General features: G+C 31.0%; 23 protein-coding genes and 1 pseudogene. 18 read left to right on the top strand and 6 right to left on the bottom strand.

Annotated features, from left to right (window positions below; genetic code table 11):
* The 5 genes from HKP59_RS01775 to HKP59_RS01755 all read left to right on the top strand — a co-directional run.
* A partial coding sequence (locus tag HKP59_RS01775) for an acetyl-CoA C-acyltransferase (RefSeq protein WP_291802931.1) occupies nt 1–1,076 on the top strand: 1,076 nt, incomplete at its 5' end.
* A 14-nt stretch (nt 1,077–1,090) separates the two neighbouring features.
* Complete coding sequence (locus HKP59_RS01770; RefSeq protein WP_291802930.1) at nt 1,091–2,884, top strand: acyl-CoA dehydrogenase family protein; 1,794 nt, start codon at nt 1,091–1,093, stop codon at nt 2,882–2,884.
* 161 nt (nt 2,885–3,045) lie between these two features.
* Entirely contained in the window at nt 3,046–3,453 is a 408-nt protein-coding gene (locus tag HKP59_RS01765; protein WP_291802929.1) for a hypothetical protein, read from the top strand.
* A 51-nt stretch (nt 3,454–3,504) separates the two neighbouring features.
* A complete protein-coding gene (locus HKP59_RS01760; protein ID WP_291802928.1) occupies nt 3,505–4,266 on the top strand; it encodes an MBL fold metallo-hydrolase in 762 nt (253 codons plus the stop codon).
* Nucleotides 4,267–4,292: 26 nt separating this feature from the next.
* Nucleotides 4,293–5,948: a M20/M25/M40 family metallo-hydrolase gene (locus HKP59_RS01755; RefSeq protein WP_291802927.1), complete on the top strand. Its 1,656-nt coding sequence runs from the start codon at nt 4,293–4,295 to the stop codon at nt 5,946–5,948.
* Here HKP59_RS01755 and HKP59_RS01750 read toward each other — a convergent pair.
* Nucleotides 5,945–7,216: a DUF2851 family protein gene (locus tag HKP59_RS01750; RefSeq protein WP_291802926.1), complete on the bottom strand. Its 1,272-nt coding sequence runs from the start codon at nt 7,214–7,216 to the stop codon at nt 5,945–5,947. The genes HKP59_RS01755 and HKP59_RS01750 overlap by 4 nt on opposite strands.
* Before the next feature lie 114 nt (nt 7,217–7,330).
* Here HKP59_RS01750 and HKP59_RS01745 point away from each other — a divergent pair, with 114 nt between their 5' ends.
* The 9 genes from HKP59_RS01745 to HKP59_RS01705 all read left to right on the top strand — a co-directional run bounded on the left by HKP59_RS01745 (nt 7,331) and on the right by HKP59_RS01705 (nt 15,023).
* Nucleotides 7,331–7,966, top strand: a complete 636-nt coding sequence (locus HKP59_RS01745) for an NAD(P)H-dependent oxidoreductase (protein ID WP_291802925.1) — start codon at nt 7,331–7,333, stop codon at nt 7,964–7,966.
* A 16-nt stretch (nt 7,967–7,982) separates the two neighbouring features.
* Complete coding sequence (locus HKP59_RS01740; protein ID WP_291802924.1) at nt 7,983–9,440, top strand: aminoacyl-histidine dipeptidase; 1,458 nt, start codon at nt 7,983–7,985, stop codon at nt 9,438–9,440.
* A 124-nt stretch (nt 9,441–9,564) separates the two neighbouring features.
* Nucleotides 9,565–10,347: an AAA family ATPase gene (locus HKP59_RS01735; RefSeq protein ID WP_291802923.1), complete on the top strand. Its 783-nt coding sequence runs from the start codon at nt 9,565–9,567 to the stop codon at nt 10,345–10,347.
* Nucleotides 10,331–11,230, top strand: a complete 900-nt coding sequence (locus HKP59_RS01730; RefSeq protein ID WP_291802922.1) for a ParB/RepB/Spo0J family partition protein — start codon at nt 10,331–10,333, stop codon at nt 11,228–11,230. Before HKP59_RS01735 ends, HKP59_RS01730 begins: the two co-directional genes overlap by 17 nt.
* Before the next feature lie 41 nt (nt 11,231–11,271).
* The gene (locus tag HKP59_RS01725; RefSeq protein ID WP_291802921.1) at nt 11,272–11,808 is read left to right on the top strand and encodes a DUF5683 domain-containing protein; all 537 of its coding nucleotides are present in this window, start codon (nt 11,272–11,274) and stop codon (nt 11,806–11,808) included.
* A 1-nt stretch (nt 11,809) separates the two neighbouring features.
* Nucleotides 11,810–12,514: a 4-hydroxy-tetrahydrodipicolinate reductase gene (gene dapB / locus HKP59_RS01720; protein ID WP_291802920.1), complete on the top strand. Its 705-nt coding sequence runs from the start codon at nt 11,810–11,812 to the stop codon at nt 12,512–12,514.
* 17 nt (nt 12,515–12,531) lie between these two features.
* Nucleotides 12,532–14,067: a signal peptidase I gene (gene lepB / locus HKP59_RS01715; protein WP_291802919.1), complete on the top strand. Its 1,536-nt coding sequence runs from the start codon at nt 12,532–12,534 to the stop codon at nt 14,065–14,067.
* A gap of 24 nt (nt 14,068–14,091) precedes the next feature.
* Nucleotides 14,092–14,706, top strand: a complete 615-nt coding sequence (locus tag HKP59_RS01710; RefSeq protein WP_291802918.1) for a WbqC family protein — start codon at nt 14,092–14,094, stop codon at nt 14,704–14,706.
* A gap of 2 nt (nt 14,707–14,708) precedes the next feature.
* Nucleotides 14,709–15,023, top strand: coding sequence for a DUF6122 family protein (locus HKP59_RS01705; protein ID WP_363288632.1), 315 nt, complete (start codon nt 14,709–14,711; stop codon nt 15,021–15,023).
* A gap of 34 nt (nt 15,024–15,057) precedes the next feature.
* Here HKP59_RS01705 and ettA read toward each other — a convergent pair.
* Together ettA and HKP59_RS01695 are read right to left on the bottom strand one after the other, a co-directional pair.
* Nucleotides 15,058–16,749 (bottom strand): annotated as a pseudogene (ettA, locus tag HKP59_RS01700) (energy-dependent translational throttle protein EttA).
* Nucleotides 16,750–16,789: 40 nt separating this feature from the next.
* Entirely contained in the window at nt 16,790–16,966 is a 177-nt protein-coding gene (locus tag HKP59_RS01695) for a CAL67264 family membrane protein (protein WP_090123957.1), read from the bottom strand.
* A 237-nt stretch (nt 16,967–17,203) separates the two neighbouring features.
* Here HKP59_RS01695 and HKP59_RS01690 point away from each other — a divergent pair, with 237 nt between their 5' ends.
* Nucleotides 17,204–18,442 (top strand): M14 family metallopeptidase, encoded by a 1,239-nt coding sequence (locus tag HKP59_RS01690; RefSeq protein WP_291802917.1) that lies wholly within the window; start codon nt 17,204–17,206, stop codon nt 18,440–18,442.
* 3 nt (nt 18,443–18,445) lie between these two features.
* Here the strand turns inward: HKP59_RS01690 and HKP59_RS01685 are convergent, their stop codons facing one another.
* The 3 genes from HKP59_RS01685 to HKP59_RS01675 are packed head-to-tail and all read right to left on the bottom strand — an operon-like array spanning nt 18,446 to nt 20,144.
* On the bottom strand, nt 18,446–19,168 hold the full coding sequence (locus tag HKP59_RS01685) for a pirin family protein (RefSeq protein WP_291802916.1): 723 nt from the start codon (nt 19,166–19,168) through the stop codon (nt 18,446–18,448).
* On the bottom strand, nt 19,165–19,608 hold the full coding sequence (locus HKP59_RS01680) for a MarR family transcriptional regulator (RefSeq protein WP_291802914.1): 444 nt from the start codon (nt 19,606–19,608) through the stop codon (nt 19,165–19,167). Before HKP59_RS01680 ends, HKP59_RS01685 begins: the two co-directional genes overlap by 4 nt.
* A gap of 2 nt (nt 19,609–19,610) precedes the next feature.
* Nucleotides 19,611–20,144 carry an NADPH-dependent FMN reductase gene (locus tag HKP59_RS01675; RefSeq protein ID WP_291802912.1) on the bottom strand — a complete coding sequence of 178 codons (534 nt, stop codon included), beginning with the start codon at nt 20,142–20,144 and terminating at the stop codon, nt 19,611–19,613.
* A 132-nt stretch (nt 20,145–20,276) separates the two neighbouring features.
* Between HKP59_RS01675 and HKP59_RS01670 the strand changes: the two genes are divergently transcribed.
* From HKP59_RS01670 to HKP59_RS01660, 3 genes are all read left to right on the top strand, one after another.
* Nucleotides 20,277–21,905 carry a carboxyl transferase domain-containing protein gene (locus tag HKP59_RS01670; RefSeq protein ID WP_291802910.1) on the top strand — a complete coding sequence of 543 codons (1,629 nt, stop codon included), beginning with the start codon at nt 20,277–20,279 and terminating at the stop codon, nt 21,903–21,905.
* A 61-nt stretch (nt 21,906–21,966) separates the two neighbouring features.
* The gene (locus tag HKP59_RS01665) at nt 21,967–22,683 is read left to right on the top strand and encodes a YebC/PmpR family DNA-binding transcriptional regulator (RefSeq protein WP_291802908.1); all 717 of its coding nucleotides are present in this window, start codon (nt 21,967–21,969) and stop codon (nt 22,681–22,683) included.
* Nucleotides 22,684–22,686: 3 nt separating this feature from the next.
* Nucleotides 22,687–23,019, top strand: coding sequence for a hypothetical protein (locus HKP59_RS01660; protein ID WP_291802907.1), 333 nt, complete (start codon nt 22,687–22,689; stop codon nt 23,017–23,019).
* Nucleotides 23,020–23,100: the final 81 nt, after the last annotated feature.

Here is a 23,100-nt window from a genome sequence, read left to right as displayed (position 1 = left end):
ATTTGTTAAAAGATGTTCCACAATTAGACAAAACAAGAATTGACGATGTTATTGTTGGAAATGCAATGCCAGAAGCCGAACAAGGACTAAATATGGGCCGATTAGTCTCATTAATGGGTTTAAAAGTTGAAGATGTTCCTGGCATGACCGTGAATAGATATTGCGCATCTGGTTTAGAAACTGTAAGTATTGCCGTGGCAAAAATACAATCTGGAATGGCAGACTGTATTATTGCAGGCGGTGTAGAAAGTATGAGTTATATTCCAATGGGTGGTTATAGACCTGTTCCAAATTACAAATCAGCTAAAGAAGGTAATGAAGATTATTATTGGGGAATGGGCTTAACAGCTGAAGCAGTTGCTCAACAATTTAAAGTTTCTCGTGAAGATCAAGATGAATTTTCTTTTAAATCACATATGAAAGCTTTGGAAGCACAAGCAAAAGGAACTTTTAATGATGATATTGTTCCCATTACTGTTGAAAATATTTTTCTAGATGATAATGGTAAAAAACAAACTAAAAATTACACAGTTTCAGTTGATGAAGGGCCGCGTAAAGGAACTTCAATAGAAGCTTTATCAAAATTACGTCCAGTCTTTGCAAATGGAGGAAGCGTTACTGCTGGTAACTCTTCTCAAATGAGTGACGGAGCCGCATTTTTATTAGTAATGAGTGAAGAAATGGTCAAAGAATTAAATATTGAACCAATTGCTCGTATGGTCTCATTTGCCGCAGTTGGTGTTGAACCAAGGATTATGGGAATTGGTCCTGTAAAAGCTATTCCTAAAGCGCTAAAACAAGCAAACCTAACTCTGAATGATATTGATTTAATTGAATTAAATGAAGCATTTGCATCACAGTCATTAGCAGTTATGAGAGAACTGAATATTAACCAAGATATTGTAAATGTAAATGGTGGTGCTATTGCACTAGGTCATCCACTAGGTTGTACTGGTGCAAAACTTTCTGTTCAATTATTTAACGAAATGCGCAGAAGAAAAAACAAATATGGTATTGTAACAATGTGTGTTGGTACGGGACAAGGTGCGGCAGGTGTTTATGAATTATTAAAATAAAATCTATCTAAGAAATGGCAACAATAAAAGGAGGAGAATTCCTAATAAAAGAAATTAAAGCGAATGAAATTTTTATTTCAGAAGAGTTCAACGAAGAACAAAAAATGATGAAAGAAGCGGTTATAGAATTTATAGACCGTGAAGTTTGGCCTCATAAAGAACGTTTCGAAAATAAAGATTATGCACTTACTGAAGAAGTAATGCGTAAAGCAGGGGAAATGGGGTTTTTAGGTGTATCAATACCTGAAAAATATGGAGGAATAGGAATGGGATTTGTTTCAACAATGCTAGTAACAGATTACATTTCATCTGCAACAGGCTCTGTAGGAACGGCATTTGGCGCACATACAGGAATTGGTACAATGCCAATTTTTCTATATGGAACTGAGTCTCAAAAAAACAAATATTTACCTTTATTAACGTCAGGAGAAAAATTTGGAGCATATTGTTTGACAGAACCTGGAGCTGGTAGTGATGCTAATTCGGGTAAAACAACCGCCGAATTAACTGCTGATGGAAAACATTATAAAATTAACGGACAAAAAATGTGGATATCAAACGCAGGTTTTGCTGAAATTTTTATTGTTTTTGCTCGTATTGAAGATGATAAAAACATTACTGCTTTTATTTTGGAATTTGATAAAGACAATCCAAACGGAGTTTCTTTAGGAGAAGAAGAAAAAAAATTAGGAATCACCTCATCCTCAACACGTCAAGTATTTTTTAGTGATACTTTGATTCCTGTTGAAAATATGCTTTCTGAAAGAGGAAAAGGTTTTAAAATAGCTTTAAACTCTTTAAATGTTGGTCGTATTAAATTAGGAGCAGCTTGTTTAGATGCAAGTAGAAGAATAATTACAGAATCTGTTAAATACGGAAACGAACGTAAACAATTTAAAACTGCCATTTCTAATTTTGGTGCTATCCAGAAAAAATATGCAGAAATGAGCGCCAAAACATTTACCATTGATGCTGCTTGTTACCGAGCAGCAAAAGATATTCAGAATATGATTGATGATGGTTTGGCTGCAGGAAAATCACATCAAGATGCTGAATTGGCTGCTTTTCAAGAATATGCAATAGAATGTGCAATTATTAAAGTGTACGCTTCAGAGGTTTCTCAATTTGTATCAGATGAAGGTATTCAAATATTTGGTGGTATGGGATTCTCAAAAGACACGCCAATGGAAAGTGCTTGGAGAGATGCTAGAATTACTAGAATTTATGAAGGAACTAACGAAATAAACAGACTTTTAACCGTTGGAATGTTGTTGAACAAAGCAATGAAAGGTGAAATTGACGTGATAACCCCAGCAACTGAAGTTGGAAATAGCCTTATGGGAATTCCTTCATTTGACACTCCAGATTTTTCAGAATTATTGTCTGAAGAAAAAGCGATGATTGCCAAGTTAAAAAATGCATTTTTAATGATTGCAGGAAAAGCTGTTCAAACTTATGGCATGGAATTAGAAAGTCATCAACAACTAATTTTAGCAGCTGCAGAGGTAATGATTGAAGTTTATATGGCTGAATCTGCAATTTTAAAAGCTGAAAAAGTTGCAAAATTAACTTCAGAAGATACTGCTAAATGTCAAATTGCAATGGCAAAACTCAACTTATTTAACGCCGTTGAAAAATCTGCAAGTATGGGAAAAGAAGCAATTCTTTACTTTTCTGAAGGTGATGAACAACGTATGATGCTGATGGGATTAAAACGTTTTACTAAATATGTAAACAATCCAAACCCTATTGCATTGCGCAAAACTATTGCAGAAAAAGTTATAGCAGAAAACAAATATTGTTTCTAAGCTCTCTAACTTAAACAAATTAATTACTATTAAAAAGCTGTTACCTATGTAACAGCTTTTTTTTGGATTTGAATAAAGTTCTAATCTTTTTTTTTGTAAATTTATAGTACTAAATAATTACATACTTAATTACCAATTGTTTAATCTATAAAAATAGTATTATGAAGCAAAACATTGGAATTTGGATAGACACAAAACAAGCTGTCGCCATTAAACTTTTCAACAATAAACATTCTGTTAAAATAATTGAATCAAATATTGAAACCCGGGAGCGCGTGGCTGGTGAGTCAAAAAAATATGGAAGATTTGGTGGTCAGTATATGACCTTTGAAAAAAACAAATTAAATAGAAAAAATGAACAAATAAATCAATTTATCAAAAATCTAATAAAAGAAGTTGAAAATTGTGAATCAGTTGTATTATTCGGACCATCTAAGATGAAAAATATATTTGAAAAAGAGCTCTTAAAAAACTTAAAGCTCTCAATCAAATTAGTTGGAGTTTATAATTCAAAACAACTTACCGAAAATCAAATGGTTGCTTGGGTGAAAGACTTTTTTCAAAAGTAACCATCTAAATTAAATTAATTACATTCGTAAAAATTTAAAATTTATTGATTTATGAAATTAACCACAATTTCAGTAGTACTTTTAATGCTTACTTCACATAATGTTTTATCACAAAATACAACTATTGATACTTTTAAAACAACAAATGGTGTGATAAAAATTCAACCAATTTTACATAGCAGTTTCGTATTGACCTATAATAACACCAGTATTTATGTAGATCCATATGGCGGTGAAAACTTATATAAAAATCTAAAATCACCCGATATTGTTTTAATTACAGATATTCATGGTGATCATTTAAACCAAGAAACTCTCAATGCTATTGACACTTCAAATGCCTTATTTATTGTGCCAGAAGCTGTTGCCAATGAATTACCTGAAAAATATAATTCAAAAGTTGAGATTTTAAAAAACGGTCAAGGAATCCATCGATTAAATTTTTTTATCAAAGCAATTCCGATGTACAACTTACCTGAAACTCAAGATTCAAAACACCCAAAAGGTAGAGGAAATGGATATCTTTTAACCATAGACGATAAACGTATTTATATTTCTGGGGATACTGGAGATATTCCTGAAATGAGGATACTTCAACATATTGACATCGCTTTTGTTTGTATGAACCTTCCCTACACAATGACTATTAATCAAGCAGCAGATGCAGTTTTAGAATTTAAGCCTAACGTAGTATACCCTTTTCACTATCGAGGTAAAGATGGATTTAGTGATGTTAATGAGTTTAAAAACCTTGTAAATACTAAAAATAAAGCTATTGAAGTTCGATTGAAAAATTGGTATCCTAAAGAATAAAAATAATTTACCTAAAACTAATTCAAATGAATATCTCATTAAAAATTAGCGCTTTATTACTATTTGTTTTATCCACGATAAGTTGTTCGAATAAGAATCAAGTATTCGAAGCTGAGAACTCAATTAATTCAAAAGATTTAGAGAAACATATTGTTACGTTGTCTTCTGATGAATTTCAAGGAAGAAAACCGTTCACTATTGGAGAAAAAAGAGCAACGAAATATATTGCTAATGCTTTCAAAGAAATAGGGCTAGAAAGTGGTTATAATGGATCGTATTTTCAAAATGTTCCGGCGGTAGAATTAAATTACACACCTGATAAAAGTATTTCCATACAAACTAAAAATGGTGAACTTACTTTAGAACTCACAAAAGATTATATCGCTAAAACACCTCATATAAAAGATTCAATAACTATAAAAAATGCTGAAATAGTATTTGCTGGTTATGGAATTGTTGCTCCTGAATATGGATGGAATGATTATAAAGATATTGACGTAAAAGATAAAATTGTTTTAGTGCAAGTAAATGACCCTGGCTTTGCAACGCAAAATGAATCGCTATTTAGAGGAAATGCAATGACATATTACGGTAGATGGGCCTATAAATATGAAGAAGCAGCAAGACAAGGAGCAAAAGGAATTCTAGTAATTCACTCCACTAAAGCCGCAGGTTATGGATGGCAAGTACTTACAAATACCTCAGGTTTTGGAATATCTATTCAGGCTAAAGATCAAAATTTGCAAAAATGTGCGCTCGAAGGATGGATTACTGATGCTGCAGCTCAAAAATTATTTGAAAAATCTGGACTAAACTATGATGAGCTTTTAAAAAATGCTGAAAATTCAAATTTTAATGCTTTAAGTTTAAATTGTAATCTAAATTTAACAATAAAAACTGCCTTAAAATTTCAAAACAGTAAAAATGTTGTTGGTATAATTAAAGGAACGAAACGCCCTGAGGAATGTATTGTTTATAGTGCTCATTGGGATCATTTCGGTATTGGTCCAGCTCAAAATGGAGATTCAATATATAATGGTGCAATGGATAATGGTACAGCTCTTGCAGCTATGTTAGAAACAGCTAAAGCTTTTACTAACTTAAAAATAAAACCTGAACGCTCTGTTGTTTTTATTGCTGTTACCGCTGAAGAAACCGGGTTCATTGGTTCAAAATATTATGCTCAAAACGGACTTTTCTCTCCAGAAAAAACAATTGCAAATTTAAATTATGAATTATTATTGCCAATGGGAAAAATGAAAGATGTAACTATTACTGGTTTTGGACAATCTGAACTAGACTCGTACGTTGAAGCAGCAGCAAAAGAGCAAGATCGATATATTATTGAAGAACCTTTTCCAGAAAATGGTATGTATTATAGATCAGATCATTTCAGTTTTGCACAAATTGGTATCCCTTCCCTATTTATAAAAGGATGGCAAGATAGCAGAGAACACGGAAAAGAATGGGCTAAAGAACAAATAAATACTTATTGGAAAACTGCATATCATAAACCAGCAGATGAATATATCCCTGAAACTTCTGATTTGTCAGGAATTATTGAAGATGCCAAATTATTCTTTAAAATTGGCTATAAATTAGCAAATGAAGCTAACTACCCAAATTGGAATGAAAAATCTGAATTCAGATCAATTAGAGAAAAATCAATGCAACATAATTAGTTTTTTAAAATCTCTTTTCCAATGGCGCATTGCAAACATAAATGTTTGTTGCAATACTCATTTTTCAATTGAAGTAAGGCTTGTGTTTTAAATGCATTTGACGTTGTAACATTTAACTTGTTAAAATTAGAGATAACTGAGTTTCTTTCAGGTTTAATTTGTTCACTAATTAAAAATAACTCACTAAAGTCATTTTTTCCTAAACTTTTAAGATGAACAAATTTTAAAGGTATTATGGTGTTAATAAGCAAAAGGTCTATAAAAGATTTAGAAAGCTTTTTTATCCTTTTTTTAGATGTAATATCAAAAGTATAATGTGTTTCCCAAAATGGAAATGTTAATACCTCGAATAATTCATAAAACTCATCTAATTTATCAATTTCAATAATTTTTGAAAATAAATTTTGATATTTATGATATAAAAATGCTAACTGTGACAGTCTAATTGTTGGAAAATTATGAGGTCTTAACCTAAAAAATTGAACTTGACCTTTTGAAATAGACTTTATCTTAAATTTTGTTTTCAAATATTCATACTCTTTTTTTAATTTATGAAAATAAAAAGCCTCATTTTCAGAAGAAAGTAATCCTGCCTGACCAAAAAACAAAGCTTCTAATTGAGTTTTATTATTTGAAATTTTTCTAACAATTGAAAAGTCAAAAGATGTTGCAAAATTTACAAATGACTCATTGTTTACCTTTAGCCCAAAACCCTTTGCCATTAATACAAATAGTGTAGCTTCCCAATTATTTTGATTTTCTAATAATAGTTGTTTAACAAAATCAGACTTTTGCTCTAATCGCTCAAAATACAGTCGTTCTAGCCAGTTTACAACAACAAAGTTATTCACATATTTTATGTCGTTTTCACAATTTATCCATTTCTTATTTTTACTAAAAAGTTCATCATAATTAATTAATAATTCTTTTGGGATATAATTTTTTAACTCTAATGTAGGAATTTTATCATTATTTTTTCTAAAGATTTCAACATCGTGTTCCCAAACAACGTGAAGTATGACTGAATCATAATTCTCATCTATTTCATGTTGATGCTGATACCAATCTGAAGATTGTATATGTATTTCAACATTTCCAACCCAAAGTTGTTTATCAATTCTAATTTTTGCATTTAAAAAATCTGGACCAGAGTTTAAATTTTCAGTACCAACTGAAAATAATTCAATCTTTTCTTTTGCAGTAGTTTGAATACTTTTAAATGAAAACAACTTAAGTTTCCATATAAAATGAAGTAATTTTTCTTTCATAGCCTTTTTAGTTATCTAAAAGTAAACATTAACTTTTAGTTATGAAAATTGAATGTCTAATTTTGATTAATTTCAGTATTTTTAAATTAAATTTGTGGTACAAATTTTACTAAAATGAATACAATTGAAAGCCTCGAATGGCGATATGCCACAAAAAAATTTGATCCTTCAAAAAAACTTTCAAAACAACAAGTTGAAACCCTTAAAAAAGCATTTAATTTAACTCCAACATCTTTTGGATTACAACCTATGAAAATGATTGTAATCTCTGATAAGCAATTGCAAGAACAATTTGTAGAACATTCTTATTTTCAACGTCAGGTTGCGGATGCGTCTCATTTATTAGTATTGTGCATTGACACAGATACAACTACAAAAGATATTAATGCTTATTTTGATTTAGAGAAGGAGATTAGAAATGTTGGTGAGAAAGTAGTTGCTGACTTCAGAAAACAGCTAATTGGTATGTACGAAGGTCAAACTTTGGAAGAAAAACAGCTTTCTGCAATTTATCAAACCTATATTGCTCTTGGGAATTTAATGACTGTTTGCGCTATTGAAAAAATTGATGCGTGCCCTTTGGAAGGATTTGTTCCTAAAAAAATTGATGAGCTCTTAAATTTAAAAAGCTTAAATTTAAAATCTGTCCTATTATTACCTGTAGGTTTTAGAGCTGAAGATGATATCATGAATGGATTAAAGAAAGTTCGAAAACCAATGAATGAAACCATTATAGAAATAGTGAAATAAATCAAAATAATATAAAATGAATAAAGACATAAGAACTCTTGAACCAACCGAACTTTGGAATAATTTTGCAGACCTAAATGCTGTTCCTAGAGGTTCAAAAAAAGAAGAGAAAGTAATCCAATTTATGGTTGACTTTGGGAAAAAATTAAATCTTAAAACAGTAGTAGATCCTGTTGGAAATGTAATTATAAAAAAACCAGCATCAAAAGGGATGGAAAATCGTAAAACCATTGTAATGCAATCGCATTTGGATATGGTTCATCAAAAAAATTCTGCAACTGTATTCGATTTTGATACTGAAGGAATAAAAATGAAAGTTGAAGATGGTTGGGTAAAAGCAGATGGGACAACATTAGGTGCTGACAATGGATTAGGTGTTGCAGCAATTATGAGCGTATTAGCATCGAAAGAGATTAAACATCCGGCGATTGAAGCTTTATTTACTATTGATGAAGAAACAGGTATGACTGGAGCAATGGGATTACAATCCGGTTACTTAGATGGTGAAATTTTGTTAAATTTAGATACTGAAGAAGATGATGAAATTGACATTGGATGTGCTGGAGGAATAGATATTACAGCAAAAAATGTATATCACGAAGTAAATACACCTTCAAATAGCATAGGTTTTTCTATTGCCGTAACTGGATTAAATGGAGGGCATTCTGGAATGGATATTGATAAAGGGCTTGGAAATGCAAATAAAATAATGAATCGTTTATTGTATGAAGCGCAAGACCTTTTAAGAATTTCTGAAATAAATGGTGGTAGTTTGCGAAATGCTATTCCAAGAGAAAGTTTTGCTCTAATTTCAGTATATTCAGCTAAAAAAGAAACATTCATCAAAAAAATAAATAAAGCGACTAGCCAAATTAAAGAAGAATTTAAAGTTGTAGATCCAAATCTAGAAATTACAATTTCGGAAACAAGTGTTCCAAAAAAAGTAATGACGACCATTAGTCAAATTACTCTTTTGAATACCATTTATGCTGCACATAATGGTGTATACAGAATGAGTAATGATATGGAAGGATTAGTTGAAACTTCAAATAATGTAGCCCGTGTAATTGTCAAAGAAGAAGAAATTACCATTTTATGTTTAACGAGATCTTCAGTAGAAACTTCAAAATTTGATTTGGCAAATACGTTAAAAGCAGCTTTTGAATTAGCTGGTTACCAAGTAACGCAATCAGGTTCTTATCCTGGATGGAAACCAAATGTAAATTCTCCGATATTAAAGGTTTTGACTGAAACATATGAGAAGTTGTTTGATAGTAAAGCTGATGTTGTTGCCTGCCACGCAGGGCTTGAATGTGGTATTTTAGGTACAAACTATCCTGATATGGATATGATTTCATTTGGGCCAACCATTCAAGGTGCTCATTCGCCAGATGAAAAAGCTAATATAAAATCTGCACAAAAGTTTTGGAAATATTTATTAACTATTTTAGAAAACATTCCTTCTAAAAACTAGTAAAAAATAAAAGAGATTTAAATTTAAATCTCTTTTATTTTTTTATCTCTTTGTTAACAATATTCTCTTTTAAAAACCATAAATAATTGTATTTTTACAACTTTATAAAACATTTTATTCTTAAATGGGGAAAATTATTGCAATTGCAAATCAAAAAGGTGGAGTAGGTAAAACTACAACAACCGTAAATTTAGCAGCAGCTCTAGGTGTACTAGAAAAAAAAGTGCTTCTTATTGATGCTGATCCACAAGCTAATGCTTCGTCTGGACTTGGAATTATTGTAGAAGAAGTTGAAAATGGAAGTTATCAACTTTTAGAACATACCGTTTCAGCAAAACAAGCAATTGTAGCAACTACCTCTCCAAATGTAGATATCATTCCTGCTCATATTGATTTGGTTGCAATAGAAATTGAATTAGTTGATAAAGATCAACGCGAATTTAAACTAAAAGAAGCGCTTGCTGATATAAAAGATGAGTACGATTATATTCTAATTGACTGTGCTCCATCACTTGGATTAATAACATTAAATGCACTTGTAGCTGCGGATTCTGTAATTATACCAATACAATGCGAATATTTTGCGTTGGAAGGTTTAGGAAAATTATTAAATACCATAAAAAGCGTTCAAAACATACACAATCCTGATTTAGATATTGAGGGTTTGCTTCTTACCATGTACGACTCACGATTACGCCTTTCAAACCAGGTTGTAGAAGAAGTAAAAAAACATTTTCAAAATATGGTTTTTAAAACCATTATTCAGCGAAATGTTAGACTAAGTGAAGCTCCTAGTTTTGGCGAAAGCATTATTGCGTATGATGCAACAAGCAAAGGTGCTGTTAATTATATTAATTTGGCGAATGAAATTTTAAAACAACATAGTAAGGATGGCAAAAGCAGTTAGAAAACAAGCACTGGGAAGAGGATTATCTGCCTTATTAAACGATTCAAGTTCAGATATTAACTCAGCAAATGATAAAAATGCAGAGAAGATTGTTGGAACCATTATTGAGATTGATTTAAACCTAATTGATGTAAACCCCTACCAACCAAGAAGTTATTTTAACGAAGAAGCACTGCGTGAATTAGCTAGTTCTATAAAAGAATTAGGTGTTATACAACCTATTACGGTGCGTAAATTAGAGGGAAATAAATTTCAGTTAGTTTCTGGAGAAAGAAGATTTAGAGCTTCAAAATTAATTGGAAGCTCCACGATTCCGGCTTATATAAGAATTGCAAACGATCAAGAAATGCTAGAAATGGCATTAGTTGAAAACATTCAACGAAAAGATTTAGACCCTATAGAAGTTGCTCTTTCCTATCAACGATTAATTGATGAAATTGATTTAACTCAAGAAGAAATGAGTCAACGTGTTGGTAAAAAACGATCAACTATAAGTAACTATTTACGATTGCTAAAACTTGATCCAATTATTCAAACAGGTATGCGAGATGGTTTTTTATCTATGGGGCACGGTAGAGCTTTAATTAACGTTGAAAACTCTGGTGAACAACTTAATATCTATGAAAAAATAATTCAACAAAAATTATCTGTTCGCCAAACGGAACAATTAGTTAAGGAATTAAAAAATGAGAGTTCTCCTACTATAAAAAAAAATACAAATGCTACTGAAACACCGAAATTTGTTTCAAAAGGGTTAAAAACAATTAGCGAATATTTTGGTCACAAAATTGATATTAAGTTAGCTGGAAAAGATAAAGGTAAAATTATTATTCCTTTTCACTCTGAAGAAGATTTTAATAGAATAAAAAAATTACTTGAATAGTGTTAAAAAAACATGTATATATATTTTTTATTCTAACATCTTTGACAATATTTAGCTCCTATTGTCAAGAAAATTTAAGTATAGAAAGTAAAGACACAATATCTATTACATCCATAACATTTAATCCACTTGCACCCTCAAAAGCGGCATTTTATTCTGCAATTTTACCTGGTTTAGGTCAAGCCTACAATAAAAAGTATTGGAAAATTCCTTTTGTTTATGCAGCTCTTGGAACTGGAGTTTATTTTTATAGTAATAATAATAGTAACTATAATAGAGCAAGAACTGCATATAAATTAAGAATTAATGAAAAGCCTGATGAGTTTGACGGATTAAACGGTAACCCGTTTTTATCAGAAGATGCTTTAGTATCCGCACAAAAAGGGTACAAAAAAGATCGGGATTTATCATTATTAGTTACTGCAGGATTATATATGTTACAAATAATTGAAGCCAGTACAAATGCGCACTTATTGCAACACAATGTTGATAATAGTTTAACATTAAATCCAAAATTAATTAGAGATCCAGCGAATAACAAAACCATTGTTGGCGCACAAATTAATTTTACTTTTTAATATGAAAATAGCACTGTTAGGTTATGGTAGAATGGGTAAAACAATTGAACAAATTGCTATTAAAAAAGGCCATGAAATTGTACTAAAAGTTGATGAAAGTACAAAGAATTATGATATTACATTAGCGAATATAGCCATAGATTTTAGTATTCCTTCTGTAGCATTCGAGAATATTGCAAATTGCTTAAATAACAATGTACCAGTGGTTAGTGGAACAACCGGATGGTTGGATAAATTTGACGAAGCAAAAGAATTATGCAATCAAAATAATGGAGGTTTTATTTATGCTTCTAACTTTAGTTTAGGTGTAAATATCTTCTTTGAATTAAATGAATTCTTAGCGAAAATGATGGCTAATTTAAATCAGTATCAAATTTCGATGGAAGAAATTCATCATACTAAAAAATTAGATGAGCCAAGCGGAACTGCTATTACTTTAGCTCAAGTAATTATAAAAAATACAGACAAAAATAATTGGGCACTTAATGTAACAAATAACGAATCAGAAATACCTATTATAGCAAAACGTATTCCTAATATACCTGGAACGCATTCAGTTGCTTATACTTCTGAAGTAGATACTATCGAAATTAAACATACAGCTCATAATAGAGATGGTTTTGCTTTAGGAGCTTTAATTGCTGCTGAATGGTTAGTTGATAAAAAAGGTATTTTTACAATGAAAGACGTTTTAGGCTTACAATAATTTAAAAACTTACGATTATGACAATGACCGAATGGTTTATATTTTTCTTAGTAATTCAAGTAATACACTTTATTGGTACTTGGAAACTATATGTAAAAGCAGGTAGAAAATCTTGGGAAGCATTAGTTCCTATATACAATGCAATTGTTTTAATGAAAATAATAAATAGACCTGCTTGGTGGGTTATTTTATTGTTTATCCCAATTATAAATTTATTAATGTTTCCTGTTATTTGGATTGAAACTATTAGAAGTTTTGGAAAAAATTCAACAGTTGATTCATTTTTAGCTGTTCTTACATTAGGTTTTTATACCTACTACGTAAATTACCTGGAAGATGTACGTTATGTTGAAAATAGAAGCCTAAAGTCTAGAACAGAACTAGGCGAATGGGTAAGTTCTATTGTTTTTGCAATTGTAGCCGCCACATTAGTCCATACCTACGTTATGCAACCATATACAATCCCAACTTCGTCATTAGAAAAATCGTTGTTAGTTGGTGATTTTCTATTTGTAAGTAAATTTCATTTTGGTGCAAGAACGCCTATGACAACAGTTGCCGCACCCATGGTGCATGATTCAATTCCGTTTATAAAAACAAAATCATACTTGAATAAACCTCAACTACCATATTTTAGAATTCCAGGTTTTCAAGATATAAAAAGAAATGAAATTGTAGTATTTAACTGGCCTGTAGACACCGTTCGGTTTTTTAGAGATCAATCTAATATTCATATAGATAAACCAATTGATAAAAAATCAAACTATGTAAAACGTTGTGTTGGTGTACCAGGAGATTCATTAGAAATAAGGGATGGTTATATTTATATTAATGGTGAAAAAACACAATTACCTGATAGAGCTAAACCTCAATATATGCATAAAGTTGTAACCGATGGACAACAATTAAGTGCTACTGCTTTAAAACGATACAACGTAACCGAAGGCAGTTTTTATGGAGAATTTTATATGCTCAATTTAACAGATAAAAATGCAGCTAAGCTTAAAAATAACCCGTTAGTAAAAAGTGTAACTAAACAAATTGAACCTAAAGGTAATTATACTTCTAGCTTTTTTCCACATAGTGAACAATTTGCTTGGTCTGCTGATAATTATGGACCAATTTACATTCCTGAAGAAGGGAAAACAGTTGAATTAAACTCACAATCTTTACCATTTTACAAAAGAATTATTGAAGTTTATGAAAAAAATAATTTAACTGTAAATGGTGATGAAATTTTTATCAATGGAAAATTAGCAACTACCTATACTTTTAAACAAAATTATTACTGGATGATGGGTGATAATAGGCATAACTCTGAAGATGCGCGTTTTTGGGGATATGTACCCTTTGACCATATTGTAGGTAAACCTGTATTTATTTGGTTTAGCTGGGATAGTAATGAACAAGGAATTGGAAATAAAATTAGATGGGAACGCGTTTTTACAACTGTTCATGGTGATGGAGAACCCGTTTCTTATTTATATTATTTCCTTGCTGCTCTTGCGCTTTGGTTTGGATATAGTTCATATAGAAAACGTAAAAATGCCTAATAATTATACATTGGGCTTTTAATTATGGTATTACTTCAACCAACATATTTTCCTCCAATTTGTCAATATGTTGAAATAGCTAATGCAAAGGAAATTATTTTTGAAGTAGAAGATAATTTTCAAAAGCAAACCTATAGAAATCGTTGTTATATTTACACGGCCGATGGTAAACATTTACTAAATGTTCCCATTCAGCACGCTAAAGGAATCAAAGAAAAAACAAAAGATGTAAAAATTGACTATAAATACGATTGGAATAAACTACATCTTAAAACACTACAAACAGCATATAATTCTTCTCCCTTTTTTGAATTTTATATAGATGAATTGAAGCTAGTTTTTGAAAAAAGATTTACATTTTTATTAGACTTAAATTTAAAGTGCCATGAATTAATTATGGATGCTTTACAACTCCAAACTCCATTTAGAATTACTTCAGAATATCAAAAAGAACCCAAAATGTTGGATGCAAGAATACTCGCAACTGCAAAAATTAAAGATCAATTTATATTAGAAAGGTACATACAAGGTTTTCAACAAAACAAAGGATTTCTTAGTAACTTGAGTATTTTAGACTTACTATTTATGGAAGGGCCAAATGCCTTGAACTATTTAGAAAATCAAACTATTAATTATTAATTGTGGAAATTCTAAGGTTTATATCACACTATGGAATGCATTTTTTAGCTCCGGGCGTCCTTGCTTATTTGTTTTTCAACGAGCAATGGATAAAAGTTTGGTTTATTTTTATACTAACAATGCTTGTTGATGTAGATCATTTAATTGCAAATCCTATTTTTGATGCTACAAGATGTAGTATAAATTATCATCCTCTTCACAGTTATTACGCTATTGGGGTTTATTTAATATTACTTGTTCCATTCAAAACAAGAATAATAGCTATTGGACTATTATTTCATATGCTCACAGATGCAATTGACTGTTTATGGATATAAAAAAAGCTTAGAAAAATATCTAAGCTTTTATTAATTATCTAACTAACTTTTTATACTTAATCCGTTTTGGCATTAAATCTCCACCAAGCCTAGCTTTTTTATTTTCTTCGTAATCTGAGAATGAACCTTCAAAGAAATAAACTTGAGAATCTCCTTCAAAAGCTAAAATATGCGTACAAATTCTATCTAAAAACCAACGGTCATGACTAATTACAACAGCACAACCTGCAAAATTTTCTAAACCTTCCTCTAAAGCCCTTAGCGTATTAACATCCAAATCGTTTGTTGGCTCATCTAACAACAATACATTTCCTTCCTCTCTTAACGTCATGGCTAAATGTAATCTATTTCGTTCTCCCCCAGAAAGTGCACTTACTTTTTTATTTTGTTCGCTACCTGAAAAATTAAAACGACTTAAATAAGCTCTTGAGTTTACTTGTTTGCCTCCCATTAAAATTAATTCTTGTTCATCAGCAAAATTTTGCCAAATCGTTTTTTCTGGATCAATATTTGAATGGCTTTGATCTACATAGGCAATTTTAGCAGTATCTCCAACCTTAAATTCTCCCTTATCTGGAGTTTCTTCACCCATTATCATTCTAAAAATTGTAGTTTTACCGGCTCCGTTTGGACCAATAATACCAACAATTCCTGCTTGTGGTAAATTAAAATTTAAATTTTCATACAGCAATTTATCTCCATAAGCTTTTGATACACCAACTGATTCAATGACATTTGTTCCTAAACGTGGACCGTTTGGAATATAGATTTCTAATTTTTCATCTAACTTATTCTGATCTTGATTCATTAATTTATCATAGTTAGCCAAACGAGCTTTAGATTTTGCATGACGTCCTTTTGGTGCCATTCTCACCTATTCTAGCTCACGCTCTAATGTCTTTTGACGTTTAGAAGCTGTTTTTGATTCTAATGCTAATCGCTTCGATTTTTGATCTAACCAAGAAGAATAATTCCCCTTCCAAGGAATGCCTTCTCCTCGATCCAGTTCAAGAATCCATCCAGCAACATTATCTAAAAAGTATCTATCATGCGTAACTGCAATAACAGTTCCCTTATATTGCTGTAAATGATGCTCTAACCAATGTACGGACTCCGCATCTAAATGGTTTGTTGGCTCATCTAGCAATAGTACATCTGGTTCTTGCAATAATAATCTGCATAGTGCAACTCTCCTTCTCTCACCTCCCGACAAGTTTTTAATTGGAGTATCTCCTTCAGGAGTTCGCAAAGCATCCATAGCTATCTCCAATTTAGTATCTAATTCCCAAGCATTAGCTGCATCAATTTTATCTTGAAGCACAGCTTGTTGTGCCATTAACTTATCCATTTTATCAGCATCAGAATATACTTCTTCCAAGCCGAACATATCATTTATCTTATTGTACTCATCTAAAATTGCAACTGTTTCAGCAACACCTTCCTTTACAATATCCAAAACGGTTTTTGAATCATCTAATTGAGGTTCTTGAGATAAATAACCTACTGAATAACCTGGAGAGAATACAACATCACCTTGATAACTTTTTTCGAGTCCAGAAATAATTTTCAACAAAGTTGATTTCCCTGAACCATTTAAACCTAAAATCCCAATTTTAGCTCCATAAAAAAAGCTTAAATAAATATTTTTTAAAACTTGTTTATTTGCCCCTTGGTAAGTTTTACTTACACCAGACATAGAAAAAATAACTTTCTTATCTTCAGCCATAGTCTACTATATAAATTATTAATATTGTTCAATTATAGAATTATACTCTACCTTTCAAAGCATTAAATACCCAAGCGATAGCAAAAAAACCAATCCCAACTGATGCAAAACCCCATCCTGCAACATCATCATATCTAAATGCTCCAAGAGCTATCAATGCTAATCCAACTATTATCATAATTGCTGTTGCCCAAGCCAATACAGTATTTTTATTCATTTTATGTGTGTTTTAATGTTTTACTTTTAAAAATTAAGTAGTAGGCAAATATCGTAAATTTATGCGAAATAGTATATATACATCTATCTTAAAAAACTATCAGAACTATTATTGAGTTCGCCAAACCTGTTTGTTACGAGTAATTTTAAATACGAATACTTAACGTAAGATTATCACATATTTTAAAATTAAATTTAATAATATTGCATAACTTTCAATTTTATATATCATTAAAAAATGAACATTTCGAACTTACATTTAAAAATATTTTCTTTTCTATTTTTTACTATTCTAATATCGAGTTGCAGCATTGTAAAACCGGTTATTGCTGAAAAACCTTTTGATACTTCAAATAAAAAGATATTTCTTCAAGAAAAAAAAATATTCAATCTTGAAAATATCGGAGTTCAGTTATCGAACAATTTTGATGCTGCGAGATTAAATAATGCTGAAGAAATAAATGATACTATAATCTCAGTTTCCATCTATCCTGAAAATGCTCCAATTAATAATAGCGCTCATTATGCCTTTAAAATTTGGTCAAAAAATCCTAAAACAACCTATGTTCAGTTTAAATATCCAAAAGATTATGAGCATAGATATATTCCGAAAATTAAAACCACTAATTCTGATTGGGCTCCATTAAGTGCTGAAAATATAATTCTGATTGATTCTGTTTATACCATTAAGCTACAACTTTCAAAAGAACCTCTAACTGTTGCTGCTCAAGAAATTATTACCTCAACAGACACTAAAAATTGGTATTCAAAAATAATTGAAGCAAATACAAATTTTATTCATTATAAGGCTATTGGTAAATCGGTTCAAGGAAGAGATTTGCCAATGTTAGACATTTATATTGGAGATGCTGAAAGTAAAGATATCGTTGTATTACTTTCTAGACAACATCCTCCAGAAGTTACAGGCTTTATGGCATTTCAAAGTTTTTTAGAGACGTTACTTCAAGACAGTGAACTTTCTAAATCATTTTTCTCAAAATATAGACTTTTAGTATTTCCAATTGTAAATCCAGATGGTGTTGATCTTGGGCATTGGAGGCACAATGCTAATGGAATTGATTTAAACAGAGATTGGGGTAATTATAGACAACCCGAGGTTAAAGCAGTTACAAAGACTATAGTAAAAGCGTCAAAAAAATCTAAAGGAAAAGTTGTTTTAGGTATCGATTTTCACTCAACACAAGAAGATTTATATTATACTAGTCATACACTTGAAGGAACTACGATCCCAAATTTTTATGATGACTGGTTTAGCAAAATTGACGCTACTTTTCCAAATTACACACCAAATGAAATAAGAGATGATAGCACACAGCCCGTTTCTAAAGGATGGTTTTTAAGCTATTTTAAAGCTACTGCAATTACGTATGAAATTGGTGATGAAACGCCACGAGACTTTGTTAAGGAAAAGGCGCGCGTGGCTGCAATAGAAATGATGAAAATTTTGAATAAATAGTGCTTAAAATTTCATTGGAACTTCTATAAAAAGCACCTCTGATTTTTTAGTACTGCTAATTTGAAAAAGATTTGTTTGCTCGATTCCAATTGCATCTCTTTTCTCTAATTGTATATTATTAATTGAAAGTTCACCATTTATAACCATTACATAAACACCATTAGTTTCAGTCATTAATTGGTAATTAAAAGTTGTATTTTCATCTAAATCTATCCGTGATATTTTTGCGTTCTGATTAATTGTTAAAGAACCTTCTACAGGATTTTCAATTGAAGAAACTAAAGTTTGTAACTTGTTTAATCGCTGACTAACTTCAAAAGTTTTTTGGTCATATCTAGGGGCTATATTATACTCTTTTGGCATTATCCAAATTTGAAATAAATTCACCTCTTCTGCCGGATGATTATTCATTTCAGAATGTTGTATCCCTGTTCCTGCAGACATTACTTGAACCTCTCCAGTATGCAAAGGAATCCAAGTATTACTCATAGAATCCCTATGTTTTAAAGCACCTTTTAACGGAATTGAAATTATTTCCATATTATCATGAGGATGAGTTCCAAAACCCATACCTCCAGTAATGATATCATCATTTAAAACCCTCAGGGCTCCAAAATTTATATTTTCCGGATTATAATAATGCGCAAAACTAAACGAAAAATTTGCTTTTAACCAACCGTGGTCAGCTGTTCCTCTTTCATTTGCTTTATATATTTTATGTTTCATTTTTCTCTTATTTTATCAAGTAATTCGTTTAACAGCTTAGCTTCACTTTCAGATAGAGAATGCGAATAATCATAGAAATCATCTATTTTTATTTCATCCAATAGAGTCAATCCTTTTTTAGTAATTTCTATATAAACAACACGCCTATCATTTTCACATCTTACACGCCCAATTAGACCCTTATCACATAATTTATCCATTAATCGTGTAGAATTAGGTGATTTTTGAACCATTCTTTCTTTAACGGTAGTTACTGAAATTGAACCTTTTGCTCCTCGTAAAATTCTAAGTATGTTATATTGCTGTTCTGAAATGTTAAACGGTTTCAAAATTTTTGAACCAACAGTATCTAAATAATTGGCTGTAAACTTTACATTCAATAAAGCTTTTACACGCTCATTGGGAAACGTAGAATTAATTTCTTGTGAAAACTCAGCCATCCTTAGATTGCTTGTTGAAAATCTTTTACTCGCTCTAACAAATCAGATTTTAGAGGTTCATTAACTATTTCTCCATTCTTGAAATTTTCAAAGAACGAAGGAAATGACATACTCCCTACAATTTTTCCACCATTAAATGGAAATCTTCCTAAAGCAATATCTAAAACTGTTTGTCCACCGCGTTCACCTGGAGATGTCGCTAATAATAACATTGGTTTATCTCTCCAAACTTTACCATCAATTCTAGATAACCAATCAAACGCATTCTTAAAAGCTGCTGAATATGCTCCATTATGCTCTGCAAAAGAAATTATAAAACCATTTGCTTCATCTAACAGCTCATTCAATTGAATTGCCCCCTTTGGAAAACCATTTTCAGCTTCAACATCTAAAGAAAATAAAGGCATTTCATAATTATTTAAATCTACATTTATAATTTCTGCACCGTTTATTAGTCCGCCGGTATATTCTGCCAATACTTTGTTTATTGAATTTTTACTTGTACTTGCTCCAATTGTAATAATTTTTTTGTCCATTCTGTTTATTTTTAGATTGCAAATATAATAAAAATATTTTATATTTACCCGGGTATTTATTTTCTAGGTAAATATAAGATGAAAATTAACATTCATTTTGTACTTTAGCAGCTATTAAAATTATAGAAACCAATGGATATCAACTTCAATAAAAATGAAGATTTTAATAAACTTCAATTATCAGAACTTAAAAAAAAGCTATTAAAAGTTTATAAAGGTGGGGGTGATAAAGCGATTGAGAAACATAAATTAAAAGGCAAACTTACAGCTCGTGAACGAATCGAAAATCTGTTAGACAAAAACAGTGATACTTTAGAAATTGGAGCATTCGCCGGTGAAGATATGTATAAAGAGCACGGAGGTTGTCCTTCTGGAGGAGTTGTGGTGAAAATTGGATATATTAAAGGAAAGCAATGCATTGTTGTAGCCAATGATGCAACTGTAAAAGCGGGTGCTTGGTTTCCAATTACAGGAAAGAAGAATTTACGTGCCCAGGAAATTGCAATAGAAAACAAATTACCTATTATTTATTTGGTAGATAGTGCTGGTGTGTATTTACCAATGCAAGATGAAATTTTTCCTGACAAAGAGCATTTTGGACGTATATTTAGAAATAATGCAATTATGAGTAGTATGGGAATTACTCAAATTGCTGCCGTTATGGGAAGCTGTGTTGCAGGAGGCGCTTATTTACCAATTATGAGTGATGAGGCAATGATTGTAGATAAAACTGGAAGTATTTTTTTAGCTGGAAGTTATTTAGTAAAAGCTGCCATTGGTGAAAGCATCGATAATGAAACTTTAGGAGGAGCAACAACACATTGCGAAATAAGCGGAGTTACTGATTATAAAGCCAAAGATGATTATGACGCTTTAAATAAAATAAAAAATATAGTTGATAAAATTGGTGATTTTGATAAAGCAGGTTTTAACCGAGCGATTGCTAAAAATCCTATAGAAAATCCAGAGGGAATTTTTGGAATTTTACCATCATCAAGAAGTGAGCAATATGATATGCACGAAATCATAAAACGTATTGTAGATAATTCTGAAATTGAAGAATATAAAGAAGATTATGGTAAAACAATTATCTGCGGTTACGCCAGAATAGATGGTTGGGCAGTTGGTATTGTTGCTAATCAGCGTAAAGTTGTAAAAAATGCAAAAAAAGAAATGCAATTTGGAGGTGTGATTTATTCAGATTCTGCAGATAAAGCAACCCGATTTATAGCTAATTGCAATCAAAAAAAGATTCCGCTGGTATTTTTACAAGATGTAACTGGATTTATGGTTGGAAGTAAAAGTGAGCACGGTGGAATTATAAAAGACGGTGCTAAAATGGTCAATGCTGTAAGTAATTCAGTGGTACCAAAATTTACAATTATAATTGGTAATTCATATGGAGCCGGAAATTATGCTATGTGTGGAAAGGCCTATGATCCAAGACTAATTGTTGCATGGCCATCTGCTCGCCTAGCAGTTATGGGTGGTGAACAAGCAGCAAAAGTATTATTGCAAATTGAAACAGCTTCATTAAAAAAGAAAGGTGAAAAAATTACTTCAGAAAAAGAGCAAGAAATTTTAGAATCAATTCAACAACGTTATGATGAGCAAACATCTCCTTATTACGCTGCAGCTCGCATTTGGACTGATGCTGTAATTAATCCGTTAGATACTCGAAAATGGATAAGTATGGGAATTGAAGCTGCGAACCAGGCTCCTATTGAAAAGCAATTTAACTTAGGTGTTATTCAAGTATAAAATAATTGTAGAAATAATTACTAATAATTACATTTGCAACACAAAAAATTAATATTTACGTATGGGAAGAGCCTTTGAATTTAGAAAAGCTAGAAAAATGAAACGGTGGTCAGCAATGGCAAAAACTTTTACTAGAATTGGTAAAGATATTGTAATGGCTGTGAAGGAAGGTGGGGCAAATCCTGAAACCAATGCACGCTTAAGAGCTGTAATTCAAAATGCCAAGGCAGCAAATATGCCGAAAGACAATGTTGAAAGAGCCATTAAAAAAGCAAGTGATAAAGATACTGCAGACTATAAAGAAGTATTATTTGAGGGTTATGCCCCACATGGAATTGCTGTGGTTGTAGAAACGGCAACAGATAATAATAATCGCTCAGTTGCTAATGTTAGAGCAGCTTTTAATAAATGTGATGGAAATTTAGGCACATCAGGATCTGTAGTATTTATGTTCGATCATACGTGTAATTTCAGAATTAAATCTGAAGATTTAAAAATTGATTTAGAAGAATTCGAATTAGAACTTATTGACTTTGATGTTGAAGAAGTTTTTGAAGATGAAGATGGAATTCTAATATACGCGCCATTTGAACAATTTGGAGCTATTCAAAAGTATTTAGAAGAAAATAATTTAGAAATTCTTTCTTCTGGATTTGAGCGTATACCTACAACCACTGTAAAGTTAAATGAAGAACAGCAAGCGGATGTTGAAAAATTATTAGAACGTTTAGAGGAAGATGATGATGTTCAAAATGTTTACCATTCTATGGAGCTCTAATTTATGTTTATAGCTGGCAAAAAAACATTCGTTTTAAAAAGTAAAACTTCTAAGGAAGTTATTTGCCCAACTTGTAGTGCTAAAAATTCAACAAAAGTTTCTATTATAGGAGTTTATAAACATTTAATTCAAATTCCTTTTTTATCAGGAGGAAAGTATGGCATATCCAAATGTTTAAACTGTAATCAACACTTTGAACATCAATTAATGCCAGATTCAATTAAATTAGCATATTTTGAATTAAAAGAAACTGTTAAAACACCTATTTGGTTTTATAGTGGATTAATAATTATAAAAACTTTGGTGCTAATTAAAATTTTTAGCAAGTATATGTAATTATTATATTCAAACTTTCAAGTTTACCTCACAAATAATTTCAATTTAGTTTTTGTTATTATAATCATCCTTAAAAACACT

Source organism: Lutibacter sp. (assembly GCF_013041805.1).
Taxonomy (GTDB): domain Bacteria; phylum Bacteroidota; class Bacteroidia; order Flavobacteriales; family Flavobacteriaceae; genus Lutibacter.
The sequence above is the reverse complement of the archived record's forward strand: the minus strand, read 5'-3'. Positions and strand labels throughout refer to the sequence as shown.